Here is a 13,003-nt window from a genome sequence, read left to right as displayed (position 1 = left end):
TCAGTCATTATCAAGCTGGTCGGCCACATACAGCAGGAAGCGGTCGTCCAGTTTGCTCAGATTCAGCCCGGTCAGGTCGGCAATGCGTTTCAGCCGATAGTCCAGGGTATTTTTGTGAATATAGAGGGCTTTTGCCGTGGTGCTGGCATGCAGATCATGACGAAACCAGGCACGTAACGTTCTGCGATAAACCCCATTTTCATCCATTGCTTTTAACCGTTTCAGTGGGCTGACCAGCTCAGCCGCCTGCCAGCCATCCGCTAAACTGTCCAGCAGCACTGGCAGCTTACTGTCCTGATAATCATAACAGTGCACCTCTGGCATACGCTGCTTACCCACCTTCATGGCCGCTTTTGCCGTGCGATACGATCGCTCAACGCCGCCCGTTCCCGGGAAAAAGTTCCCCAATGCCAGGCGTACTTTGAGTGAGCTGCCCTGTTGCAGGCGCTGATAAAGCCGCTCCATCCGCTGTTTATGCTCTTTCGGCTCCCAGCGTTCGGCATGCAGGTGAGCGGGGCGAAGGACCACCATTTCCGTCAGTGACACGATAGCCATCAGATCATCCTGCCCGCTTTCCAGCAGTAAAGACTGGAGTTGTTGCAGTTCACTCATGGCACTGGTGACGCCGAGCTGCCCGCTCTCCAGCTCCACCACCATGGCCACGCGCGGCTGTTGCAGATCCACATTGAGGCGCTGTGCCCATTCACTGGCGGTTGCGGTGTTCCCACTGTTGCGGATCAGGCTTAACACCAGCTCTTCACGCAGGCGGCTGTTATGGGCCAGCAGTTGCAGCAGACGCGCCTGCTCGAGTATCATTTCGGCGGTCATACGCACCAGTTCACCAAACTGCATCAGCCCCTGAGGGTCCCCGGTCAGTCCGATGACGCCAACGGTCTGGTTATTCAGTTTGAGCGGCAGATTGATGCCGGGCTTCACGCCGTGGAGCGAGTGCATCGATGCATCATCAATGGTGACGACGCGCTGCTGGGTTAACGCTAACAATGCGCCTTCATGCATTTCACCGATCCGCGCCGGGTCGCCGCTGCCAATAATGCGTCCATTGGCTCCCATCACGTTGACGTTGCAGTTGATGATCTGCATGGTTCTGTCGACGATGGAACAGGCAAGCCTGGCATCGAACAGAGATTCACTCATTGACGGACTCCGGAATAACTGACGAATGCACGCCGCGCAGTCGGGTCCTGCGCGGCGCTGCGGCACAGAGGCCGCAGAGAGAAGTGGACTTAGTCGACGATCGAAATACGGCAGGTGTTGGCGCTGCCAATCTGGCCAACGCTGTCTCCCTGCGTGACGATCACCAGATCGCCCGAGGCCAGGTAACCTTTTTCACGCAGAATAGCGATAGCATCCTGCGCCGACTGCACGCCTTCGGCATGACCGTTAAACAGCACCGGCGTGACACCACGATACAACGTGGTCAGATTGAGCGTGGACTGATGGCGGGAGAGGGCGAAGATCGGCAGGCGCGAGGTGATGCGCGACATCATACGTGCCGTGCGCCCGGATTCGGTCATGGCAATGACGGCTTTCACCCCGGTCAGATGGTTTGCCGCGTACATGGCAGACATCGCTGTCATCTCTTCGATATTGCTGAACTCAACGTCCAGGCGGTGTTTAGAGGTGTTCGTTCCCGGCACCCGTTCCGCACCCAGGCAGATATTATGCATGGAGGTGATGGCTTCTACCGGGAAGCTGCCCGCTGCGGTTTCAGCCGACAGCATGACGGCATCGGTGCCGTCGAGCACGGCGTTGGCGACGTCCATCACCTCTGCGCGGGTTGGCATCGGGTTGGTGATCATCGATTCCATCATCTGGGTGGCGGTGATCACCACGCGGTTAAGCTGGCGTGAACGCGCAATCAGGCGTTTTTGCACCCCGACCAGCGCCGCATCACCAATCTCGACGCCGAGGTCACCACGCGCCACCATAATGACATCGGAGGCGAGGATCATATCGTCCATGCTTTCCTGTGTTGCCACCACTTCGGCACGCTCTACTTTTGCCACAATCAGCGCCTTACAGCCCGCTTCACGCGCCAGACGGCGGGTGAAACGCAGGTCTTCACCGCTGCGCGGGAAAGAGACGGCAAGGTAGTCGACGTTCATTTTGGCGGCGGTGAGAATATCGGCTTTGTCTTTCTCGGTCAGGGCATTGGCGGAGAGACCACCGCCCAGCTTATTCACGCCTTTATTGTTCGACAGCACGCCGCCCACGGTGATCACGGTAGAGATCGTCGCGCCCGCCACGCGCAGTACGCGCAGTTGAATGCGGCCATCGTCCAGCAGCAAAATATCGCCGGGCACCACATCATCGGGCAGGGATTTATAGTCGATACCCACGCGCTGGTTGTCGCCCTGGCCTTTGTCCAGCAGGGCATCGAGGATAAATTCATCGCCGACCGTCAGCAGGGCTTTACCTTCTTTAAAGGTCGAAACACGGATTTTCGGCCCCTGGAGATCGCCTAAAATCGCCACCTGACGACCAAGGCGGCTGGCGACATCACGCACGCGCTGGGCGCGGGCAATATGGTCTTCGGCGGTACCATGAGAAAAGTTCAACCTGACGACGTTAGCGCCCGCTTTGATAATTTTTTCGAGGTTATTATCCCGGTCTGTCGCCGGGCCTAACGTGGCAACAATCTTGGTGCGTCTCAATACTTCAGACATGATCACGTCCTTGGTTAAATGTCACCCGTCGTTATCCTGGCGCGTTGATGCCAGTGATCGGGTATTAATGAGAACCTGCCGCTGTTTTTTTTATCAGTCGGCCAATATTTTCGCAGGTGCGTTCCATATTGGTTGTGCCTTCCTGCAACAGCGATTCTATTGCCGCCGCGTGCGGGATAATGCCAAAAATAGCATCAATGCCAGCGTCATACAGCGCGCCGACATCATCGCCAATACTGCCAGCAACTGCAATGACCGGAACCTGATGTTGTCTGGCGGTCTGTGCTACACCGAAAGGCGTTTTACCAAAACGTGTCTGGAAGTCGATGCGGCCTTCCCCGGTAAAGCAGTAATCAGCCCCGGCCAACTTCGCGCTCAGACCACTGTACTCAACCACGATTTCAATACCTTTACGCAGCGTACAGTGGGTGAAGGCCATCAGCCCGGCACCCAGCCCTCCCGCGGCTCCGGCTCCTGGCGTTGCTGCCACTTCGTAGCCGAGTTGCTGCGAGATAACGTCAGCATAATGAGCGAGGTGATGGTCGAGGGTGGCGACCATCTCAGGTGTTGCCCCTTTTTGCGGACCAAACACCGCCGATGCACCCTGCGGACCGCATAGCGGGTTGGTGACATCACAGGCCACCTGAATATCTACCTCTGCCAGTCGGCTGTCCAGCCCGGAAATATCAATGCGGTGTAAATCACCCAGTGCGCCGCCACCGGGCGCTAAACGTTCACCCTGTTTATCAAAGAAACGCACGCCCAGCGCTTCTGCCATTCCGGCCCCGCCGTCATTGGTGGCACTGCCGCCGATGCCCAGAATGATCTTCCTGATGCCTTTATCCAGGCAGGCGCGGATCAGTTCCCCGGTGCCCCAGGTGGTGGTCAGCAAAGGATTTTTAGTGTGCTGGTTAACGTAATGGATGCCGCTGGCCGAGGCCATCTCAATCACCGCAATGTCGCCACCGCCCATAATGCCGTAGCAGCCTTCCACCGGGGTACCCAGCGGGCCGGTCACCTCTAGCGTGAATATCTCACCCCCCGTGGCATCAATCAGTGACTGAGTAGTGCCTTCGCCGCCGTCCGCCATCGGAACGTGAATATAGTTGGCATCAGGAAACACGCGCTTCAGCCCGGCCTCCATCGCGAGGCAAACCTGCTTCGCCGTCATGCTCTCTTTGAAGGAGTCGGGTGCTAATACAAACGTCTTGTTCATAATGGGTTGCCTTATGTCATGGTGGGATCATCCCGGTGGGGGCATTTCTTATAATAGACAAAAGGGTTCAGCTATAGGAGCAAGAGAGGTTTTTCACAGGTTCAGGGTGGAGGAATTACAGGGCCAGCTTGAAATGTCTGTTCAGCATCATCCTGCCTTTCGGGGTGATCGTGACCATCCGGTAACCCGGCGTACGGACAAACCATCCCTGCGCTTCGCCGTGCTGGAAAAAAGCGGCACCGATATAGCCACCAAGATGAAATCGTCGCTCACTCCAGTCCAGGCAGGCGCAGCAGTGTTTTCTCCGGGTACCGGCATCGGGTTCAATCCCCAGTTCAGTCAGGTGTCGTCTGCCGGTATCGGTCAGCGCAGCGCCATCTGTCGTTATCCACTGCGCATCGCGCATTGCGTCATAGATCTGTACCGCAACTTCCCCCGCCAGATGGTCGTAGCAGGTGCGGGCATAACGCATATCGGCGGGCGTGCTGGGTTCTGGTGCCGCAACACGCCGCCATGACACTCCCATCATGGTTTCGATCAACTGCGCAATATCACCACCGGCCAGCCGGTAATAACGGTGCCGCCCCTGGGACAGGCAGGAAATCAGACGGCTTTGCACCAGACGTGCCAGATGCGCGCTGGCGGTGGAAGAAGCAACGCCCGCCACGGTACTCAGCTCTGTCGCCGTCCAGGCGCGCCCGTCCATTAAGGCGCAGAGTATTTTAACCCGTGAGGTATCCGCCAGGGCCGCCGCGACGGCGACCATGGAAAACGCCAGCACATCCTCATTGTCGGTCGTTATCGTCTGTTTGTGCATGGTTACTCAGGCACTAAGGCCCATTGTTTGGTAGCGCGTTCGGCAGCAGCGGGGTTGTCCGTCACCAGAATTAACTGATTCGCATGATCGCTGTACTGCGTCAGGATCGAAATCCCGGCGTCTGCCAGTGCGGTTGCGATCTCGCCCAGTTCACCCGGGCGCGTCTGCTTCAGCTTGCGGATCAGCGGCTGGCAGACATTCTGAACCTGAAACCCTTCTGCCTCAAGCACAGCCCGCGCCCGCTGGCCTTCGACCACCAGAAAGTGTGCATGACTGTGTTCACCTGCGCTAAAGACACCACCGCCTTCCAGGCCGATACCCTGACGGCCTAACAGGCTCGCCAGCGCGGCCAGCGCACCGGGAACATTGGGTAACAGGATATGGATATCAAACATGGTGTTGTCCTTTATTTTCTGATGAGTAATCCCGCAGTACCCCGGCAATGCGGATGCGGTAGAAGGAAAAAAGGTGGCGGCGTCCTTCAGCCTGGGCCGCCTGGTGGTGGGCATTCTGTTTCCAGGCCAGTACGGCGTCTTCGTCGCGCCACCATGAAAGCGACAGGATCTTGCCGTCGTCGGCCAGGCTACGAAAACGTTCAATGGCAATAAAACCATCAATATCTGCCAGCAGAGGTTTCAGTTCAGCGGCAAGTTGCAGGTAACGCGTTTGCCCGTCAGGGCTTATCTCGGCTTCAAAAAGAACGGCGATCATCAGTGCACTCTCTTGCAGGGGGAGAGGCAACTTTACTGATCTAAAAAAACAACACTTCGCTGGAGAACGAAATATGGAGGGGGAACTTGCGCAGCGCTATCCGGTGTTATGAGAGCGCTGCGCAGAAGGCACTAGAGTCGGGCAATACGCAGCAAGTCGTCTTTAGCGCCTGGCGCTACGGCCAGCACCGGGGCACCACGCAGCAGGTGCTCACCGGCGGTGTTAAACGTGTGGGTCCAGCCGCCTGCCTCATTGACCAGGCAGTAACCCGCCAGGCAATCCCACGCGTGCATATGGGGTTCGTAATAGCCCACCAGACGCCCGGCGGCAACGTATGCCAGCATCATGGCCCCCGAGCCGTTGCGGAAGAAGTTGCCGCCTGCGGCGGTGATCCCGGCGGCAATCTCACCCACGCGTTCCGGGGTGACATAGCTGTTAGCACCGAAGCCGGTGACGTGGTTCTGCATGGTGCGTGCCGGATCAACCTGCAACGGTTTGCCATTCAGCGTTGCGCCCTGGCCGCGTGCAGACACAAAGCACTCCTGCTGGCACGGTGCCATGATCACGCCAATGACCGGCTGCCCTTCGTTGATCACGGCAATCGATACGCACCAGTTCGGCATACCGTTAACAAACGGGCTGGTACCATCAATCGGGTCCACCACCCAGGTGAAACCTGAGCTGCCCGCCTGCAAGCCGAACTCTTCACCGAGAAAACCGTCATCCGGGAATGTCTGAGCAATCTGCCCGTTAATCAGCATTTCCACTTCGCGGTCGGCGATCGAGACCACGTCCTGCGCATCTCGCTTGGTTTCAATCACCAGCGTTTCACGGCGATGAAAATAATCGAGCGCTTTGGCGCCGGCTTCTCGTGCTACCTGTTCCGCCAGTCTCAGCCGGCGGGAAATGTCTTCACTCATGTTCAGTCCTTATTAATGGGGATCACTGGGCAATCAGCGCCAGTCCCTGAGGTTTGAAATCCACGAATACGCGGCTGCCCGGTGCCAGCTGGCTTTCCATCTGCACATCGACAATAAACAGCGCACCCAGCGCCGTCTGCACTTCATATTCGATGTGGTCCCCCAGCCAGGTGCTGTGGGTGACTTCACCGTTTAGTGCGCCTGCCGGTTCAGTGCGCAGCGTAATAAACTGCGGTCGCACCGAGAGCTGCGCGGCACCGGGGCGGGCGTAAGCGCCGGGTACGCGATATTCACGATTGCCCAGTGCGATCACCGCTTCGCTGTCTTCCACCCGGCGGATATCGCAGGGCAGGATATTGGCCTCGCCCATAAAGTCGGCGATAAATACCGACGCCGGTGACTGATACAGCTCCTGCGGTGCACCCTGTTGGGCAATATGCCCTTCTTTCATGACAATAATCTTATCGGAGACGGCAAGCGCCTCTTCCTGATCGTGAGTCACGTATACGGCCGTAAAGCCCAGCCGCTGTTGCAGATCGCGGATTTCAGTGCGCACACGGCGGCGCAGGCGTTCATCGAGGTTGGAGAGCGGTTCATCCAGCAGCAACACCTGCGGCTCCAGCACCAGCGCACGTGCTACGGCAATACGCTGCTGCTGCCCGCCGGACAGCTCCGCCGGAAGGCGCTGGCCCATATTCTCCAGGCCGACCAGCTTCATCCCTTCGCGGGCACGATCCTGCGCTTCTTTTTTCGACATTCCGCCGGAGAGCAGGCCGTACATCACGTTATCCAGTGCGCTCATATGCGGGAACAGGGCGTAGGACTGAAACACCATCGCCACATCACGTTCGTTAGCGGGTAGATGTGTCACATCTTTACCGCCAATCAGAATACGCCCGGAGGTCGGGTGTTCCAGTCCTGCCAGCAGGCGCAGGGTGGTGGTTTTGCCACAGCCGCTGGGGCCGAGCAGGGTCACCAGCGTGCCCGGTTCAACCGTCAGCGATAAGTTGGGCAGGGCGTTGAAATCGGCAAACTGTTTGGTGACGTTCTCAAACACCACCGAGCCGGAACGAATGGTCGTCATACGGCACTCTCCTGATGTAATGCCGGTGGTGGAGCCACCGGTGCTGTGGCAATGCGGGTAGCGCGGCGCAGGCGGCGTTCACCGACCAGCAGCTGGAAGGTGAGGATCACCGCCAGCATCACCACAATAAGGACGGAGGAGTAAGCGATAGCGACGCCGTATTCCCCGTTTTCGACCAGTCCGACGATATAAGAGGTGGCCATGTTGTACTGGGCGCTGACAAGGAAAATGACGGCGCTGATGGAGGTGATCGCCCGCACAAAGGCGTAGACCAGTGCGGCGCTGATCGCCGGTTTCAGCAGTGGCAGGATCACTTTGCGCAGCGTGCGGAAACTGCTGGCCCCTAATGTTAATGAGGCTTCATCCAGGCTGCGGTCGAGCTGGCTCATGGCGGCAATTCCCCCGCGAACGCCAACCGGCATATTGCGGAAAACAAAGCAGGCGACAAGGATCAGCGCTGTACCGGTGATCTCCAGCGGCGGCAGGTTGTACGCCATGATATAGCTGACACCAATGACGGTGCCGGGAATGGCAAAACTGAGCATCAGCATAAATTCAAAGGTCGAACGCCCGGCAAACTTCTGCCGTACGATCAGCCAGGCGGTCAGCAGGCCGACAATGGCCGTCAGCGGAGCCGCAATCAGCGCAATTTCCATGGTGGTCCAGAACGAGTTCCAGGCCACGCCGGTCCACACCATCTGGCCCTCGTTCCAGTGGAAGCCGAACGCGCGGGCGTAGTGCGCCAGCGTCAGGCTGCTGTCCAGGCCCCACGACTGTACAAATCCACCAATCAGGATCATGCCGTAGATCACCAGCGTGAACAGGCCCCACGGGATCACCAGTGCGTAAACACCGTAACGCAGGCCTCGCGGCAGACCGCAGTGCTGACCGGAGTCGCCTTTGCCGGTGACGGTGGCAAAGTTTTTACCCGACAGCCACAGTCGCTGGAGAATAAAGGCGCTGAGGGTAAAGCACAGCAGGATGATCGCCAGCACCGCTGCCCGGCTCGGGTCGTTTTGCGCCCCGACCACCGAGAAGAAGATCTCGGTCGAGAGCACGCCGTGGCTGCCACCCAGCACCATCGGGTTGCCGAAGTCCGCCATACTTTCGATAAAGCTGATCAGGAACGCATTCGCCAGGCCCGGTGCCATCAGCGGCAGCGAGACATAGCGGAAGGTGCGCCAGCGGTTAGCGCGCAGCGTTTGCGAGGCTTCTTCCAGTGACGGACTGACGCCTTCAACCACACCAATCAGCACCAGGAAGGCAATCGGCGTGAAAGAGAGAACCTGGGCTATCCAGATCCCGGTCAGACCATACAGCCAGCGGCCAGGCTCAATACCAAACACCGTTGCGAGCAGTTCTGTCACGACGCCTGCACGGCCAAACAGCAGCATCAGCGCCAGGCCAATAACAAACGGCGGCGTGATGATCGGCAGCACGGTCAGCATGCGCAGCGCTTTCTTAAACGGCAGCGGCGTGCGGGTCGCCGCCAGCGCAAAGGCCAGACCCAGCAGGGTAGAGCCAGAGGCGGTCATCAGCGCCAGCCACAGGGTACGCCAGGCCGTGCCGCAGCCTCCGCTGCCGTTCAGGCAGCCGAGGCTCCAGATAGCCGGGTCCTGAATATTGGCGATCATGCCATCCGGTTTAAAGGAACCGTCCACATCCTGTACGGAGGCGACAAACATACTGAGCACCGGGTACAGCACGAAGGTGGTCACCAGGGCTACCAGCAGTACAATTGCCGCCACCACAAAGGCATCACCGCGCAGCACGCCGCGTTCTGCCAGCGCAAAGGAGAACAGCAGCAGGAAAGTGGTCAGAAGCAGGATCGCCCCTGCGCCAAAAGCAGGCTGGCCGTCGCTGAGTGCGCCGAACAGCTGTTCGCTCCACTGCCAGTTCCAGCCTGTGTAACCAATCGCATGGCCTTCAAACAGCAAAAACAGGACGCCAAAGATACTGGCCCCCATCAGTAACCAGGAGCGGCGATTGCCCACGGGCAGTAAGCGCGCCAGGGCGCAGATCAGTAGCATCAGCACGGCAATAGTCAGCCAGGGACGCTGGAACTGGGCAATCTGCCACAGCGCCGGGGCCGTTTCGCGATCCTGCCAGAGTGTTGTCAGCCAGCCGAAGTCGAAAAATCCGGCTTCCAGGCTGTACCAGGGCAGCAGCAGGATGGCAAGTGCGCCCAGCACGAAAGCCCCGTCCAGGCGGCGGTTTTGAGCATTCATCATAACCTCGATCGTTTATGATCCGGCCTCCCGCACGGGCGGGAGGGGAAGGGAGGAAGAATTACTGGGCGCTGGCGCCGATCTCTTTATCCCAGCGGCTGAGCAACGCTTTGCGTTTGGCCGAGTCACCGTAGGTTTTGAAGTCGTAATCGATCAGTTTGATATTCTCGAAGCGCGGCGCGTATTCCGATATCGCCGCATTTTTATTTGACGGAAGCTGGAAGGATTTGGCGTCTTTCATGTGGGACTGTGCCTCCGCACTGAGTGCCCAGTCGTACCACACTTTGGCGGCGGCCAGGTTACGCGCCCCTTTCACAATCGACATGGAGCCGATTTCATAGCCGGTGCCTTCGCAGGGGGCGACGGCTTTCACCGGGAAGCCATCCACCTGCATGGCCACCGCATCATGCATAAAGACAATACCAATGGTGGTTTCACCGCGTGCCGCCGCTTTCACCGGGGCGGAGCCGGATTTGGTGTATTGGGAGATATTGGCGTTGAGCTTTTTCAGGTAATCGAAGGCTTTCTCTTCCCCCATGATTTGCACCAGGGTGGCAAGGGTATTGTAGGCGGTGCCGGAGGAGTTCGGGTTTGCCATCTGGATCTCCCCTTTCCATGACGGGTCCAGCAGATCGGCCCAGCAGGCAGGCGCTTTCAGTTTTTTCTCTTCCACCAGCTTGGTGTTGTAACCCCAGCCCAGTGCACCTGCATAGACGCCGACGGTGCGGAACTGTGCGCTTTCCGCCTGCTTACGTGCCCAGTCCTGCTGCTGGTCGAGCAGCGGTGATTTGTAGGCCTGGGTCAGGCCTTCGTCGGCGGCCTGCATATGCGGATCGCCCGTCCCGGCCCACCAGATATCGGTACGTGGGTTGCGGGCCTCGGTGCGGATGCGTGCATAGGCTTCGCCCGCAGAGAGACGCACCATGCTGACCTTGATATCCGGGTGTTGTTTCTCAAACAGGTTGGTCATTTGCTCACAAACAACCACATCAGCGGAGCAGATCATATTCAGTTTTTCAGCGGCCTGAGCCGGAAGGGCTGAGAGCGCAGAGCCAGCGGCGATGACCGCCATCAGAGTAATACGATGCATGGTGTTCTCCTTCGGTGTGTAGGGTAGGCGATACGTTGTCGCCAGGCTTTTTGTGCATACGTTTTGCACGTGTGTGCAATTAATTAATGCACAAAATTTATGCTGTCAATTGCGCTGGTGCGCATTTCAGTTGCCATGTCACAAAAATGAAACAATTACGCTACAAAAATAATTGCACAGCCGTGCAAAGTGCGACAGACTCATTCGCAACACAAAGCGGGCGGGTGTGATGATGGCGATGGAAAAGGCAGTGGTCAGTGCGAAAGATGTGGCAGAGAGGGCGGGCGTGTCGCGTTCAGCGGTGTCGCGCACCTTCACGACGGGGGCCAGCGTCTCCGCGGCCACGCGGAAAAGGGTCATGCAGGCCGCAGAAGAACTGGGCTATCACGTTAATCACCTGGCACGCGGGCTGGTGCGTAACCGCAGCGGCCTCGTCTGCCTGATTGTTTCCGAACTGGCCACACCGTACCGTGCCAGCCTCGTGCGGCTGGTGACGCAGCATCTGCAGGAAGCCGGGAAAATTGCCATGCTGATCAATACCGACCGCTCGGATGACAGCGTGTCGCAGGCATTGCAGCAGGCGATAAACTACCGTGCTGATGCTTCCTTTGTGCTCTCGGGAATGCCGGAAAGCGCCATTGCGCGTCAGTGTCATAAACACGGTCAGCGGCTGGTACTGATTAACCGCAACGATGTGCTGCCGGGATCATTGAGTATTAATCTGGATAACGAAGACGCCGCCAGCCGGGTAGTGATGGCGTTTGCGCGGGCGGGTTGCCAGCACGTGGCATTTGCTAACTCCCTTGCCGGAACGCCGAGCCTGATGGCGCGTGAACGTGGGTTTCTGCAGGCGGCAGAAGCTGCCGGGTTGAAGGTCAGCGTGGAGCACTTCGGCACCACCTCCTACGAGAGCGGGCAGATCCTGGCGCACCGCTTGCTCACTCGTCGCGATCGCCCCGATGCGGTATTCTGTGTGACCGATCTGCTGGCCTGCGGCTTTATGGATGAAGCGCGGCACCGTTTTTCCTTGCGCATCCCGCAGGACCTCTGCGTGGCAGGTTACGATGATATTCCCCAGGCGGCGTGGTCGTCTTATCATCTCACCACCTTCACCCAACCCGTTGATCGCTTTGCCCGTGACGCGGTCGAGTGGCTGGTGAATGAGGAGCAACGTGAAGATAACCAGCCTGCGGCGCTGGACGAGGAGATGCCTGGCGAAACACGGATGTACCATGCTGATTTTATCTGGCGCGGGACGATCCGCGGGGGATGAAAATAGCGCTGTGCTTTATTTTAATGTATTAATTATTGACGTGTATTAATGATATTCAATATTTTATTTATCTATGATATTAAACTTTGTGCTTTCTCTGGCTAATTCAATTCTCCATGTGGAATTATAATTTTGTGCAGAGGGTTATTGTTTTATTAATACCCTTGTCAGCACTTTTGTGAGTAAAATGAAAAGGTTTCTTTATAACCCAACAACCCCTCGCCAATCAGGTCAATATTGTCTACTATCTTACTCAAGTCCTGACTTGATAAAATGGTTAAAATGGAAATAAAGAAAACAGATCCTAAGCCACGTACGAAACCGGCGGAAGTCCGTCTTGATGAACTGATGGATGCTGCACAGCAGTTGTTCATCACTAAAGGGTTTGAAGCCACCACCATTAGCGACATCGTGCGCGATGCGCAAGTGGCAAAAGGCACCTTCTACCACTACTTCCCGTCAAAAAATGAGATGCTTTCCGCACTGCGTGAGCGCTTTACCCGGCATTTTATCGAAGAGATCCAGCTGGCCGTGGATGCCTGTCCCGCTGAAGACAGTGTTGCGCGTCTGCGTGCCTGGTGTGATGCCGGTATCACCGCCTATTTTAACGGCATGGCGCTGCATGATGCGTTGTATCACGATCATCATTATCACACGCGCGGTAATCAGGATCGTGATGCGGTACTGGATCAAATCCTGACAATCCTCAATCACGGCAGCACTTTTGGTGCCTGGCAGCTTGAGAACCCGCGTCTGACCGCTATCCTGATGTACCACGGCATGCACGGTGCGGTGGATGATGCGGTGGTCACTGATGAAAACGATAAAACGCAGTTGGGCCATCAACTTGCCTGCGAGTTTCTGCGCTTACTCGGCTACCACCAGCCATAATTCTCTGAAGGGGGCGTCGCGACTACGTCTCCTTCCGGCCTTTGTTCTCCCTTCCTCGTTCTTCTTCTGAATACCCTCATAAACAT

Annotated in this window: 12 protein-coding genes; 2 read left to right on the top strand and 10 right to left on the bottom strand. The window is 57.5% G+C overall.

Going from position 1 to position 13,003, the window contains the following annotated elements:
• From FY046_RS04975 to FY046_RS04930, 10 genes are all read right to left on the bottom strand, one after another.
• Window positions 1–1,155 (bottom strand): sugar diacid recognition domain-containing protein, encoded by a 1,155-nt coding sequence (locus FY046_RS04975; protein ID WP_446185824.1) that lies wholly within the window; start codon window positions 1,153–1,155, stop codon window positions 1–3.
• Between the two features lie 89 nt (window positions 1,156–1,244).
• The gene (gene pyk / locus FY046_RS04970; RefSeq protein ID WP_167864458.1) at window positions 1,245–2,687 is read right to left on the bottom strand and encodes a pyruvate kinase; all 1,443 of its coding nucleotides are present in this window, start codon (window positions 2,685–2,687) and stop codon (window positions 1,245–1,247) included.
• A gap of 64 nt (window positions 2,688–2,751) precedes the next feature.
• Window positions 2,752–3,903: a glycerate kinase family protein gene (locus FY046_RS04965; protein WP_202879938.1), complete on the bottom strand. Its 1,152-nt coding sequence runs from the start codon at window positions 3,901–3,903 to the stop codon at window positions 2,752–2,754.
• Window positions 3,904–4,018: 115 nt separating this feature from the next.
• A complete protein-coding gene (locus FY046_RS04960) occupies window positions 4,019–4,720 on the bottom strand; it encodes an ArsR/SmtB family transcription factor (protein ID WP_446185823.1) in 702 nt (233 codons plus the stop codon).
• A 2-nt stretch (window positions 4,721–4,722) separates the two neighbouring features.
• Complete coding sequence (locus FY046_RS04955; RefSeq protein ID WP_446185822.1) at window positions 4,723–5,115, bottom strand: amino acid-binding protein; 393 nt, start codon at window positions 5,113–5,115, stop codon at window positions 4,723–4,725.
• Complete coding sequence (locus tag FY046_RS04950; protein ID WP_167864461.1) at window positions 5,108–5,431, bottom strand: antibiotic biosynthesis monooxygenase family protein; 324 nt, start codon at window positions 5,429–5,431, stop codon at window positions 5,108–5,110. Before FY046_RS04950 ends, FY046_RS04955 begins: the two co-directional genes overlap by 8 nt.
• Before the next feature lie 131 nt (window positions 5,432–5,562).
• On the bottom strand, window positions 5,563–6,351 hold the full coding sequence (locus FY046_RS04945) for an inositol monophosphatase family protein (RefSeq protein WP_446185821.1): 789 nt from the start codon (window positions 6,349–6,351) through the stop codon (window positions 5,563–5,565).
• 22 nt (window positions 6,352–6,373) lie between these two features.
• Complete coding sequence (locus FY046_RS04940; protein WP_133843147.1) at window positions 6,374–7,435, bottom strand: ABC transporter ATP-binding protein; 1,062 nt, start codon at window positions 7,433–7,435, stop codon at window positions 6,374–6,376.
• Complete coding sequence (locus FY046_RS04935; RefSeq protein WP_133843485.1) at window positions 7,432–9,663, bottom strand: ABC transporter permease; 2,232 nt, start codon at window positions 9,661–9,663, stop codon at window positions 7,432–7,434. The genes FY046_RS04940 and FY046_RS04935 overlap by 4 nt, the downstream gene beginning before the upstream one ends.
• 61 nt (window positions 9,664–9,724) lie before the next feature.
• Window positions 9,725–10,753 (bottom strand): ABC transporter substrate-binding protein, encoded by a 1,029-nt coding sequence (locus FY046_RS04930; RefSeq protein ID WP_133843149.1) that lies wholly within the window; start codon window positions 10,751–10,753, stop codon window positions 9,725–9,727.
• Window positions 10,754–10,985: 232 nt separating this feature from the next.
• On the opposite strand from FY046_RS04930, the gene FY046_RS04925 reads away from it, so the two are divergent.
• Window positions 10,986–12,026 (top strand): LacI family DNA-binding transcriptional regulator, encoded by a 1,041-nt coding sequence (locus FY046_RS04925; RefSeq protein ID WP_167864753.1) that lies wholly within the window; start codon window positions 10,986–10,988, stop codon window positions 12,024–12,026.
• Window positions 12,027–12,308: 282 nt separating this feature from the next.
• On the top strand, window positions 12,309–12,917 hold the full coding sequence (locus FY046_RS04920) for a TetR/AcrR family transcriptional regulator (protein WP_241008326.1): 609 nt from the start codon (window positions 12,309–12,311) through the stop codon (window positions 12,915–12,917).
• Window positions 12,918–13,003: the final 86 nt, after the last annotated feature.

The sequence above is a fragment of the Erwinia sp. 1181_3 genome (assembly GCF_052824965.1).
Note: the sequence above shows the minus strand (reverse complement) of the source record. Positions and strands in the feature narration are given on the sequence as shown.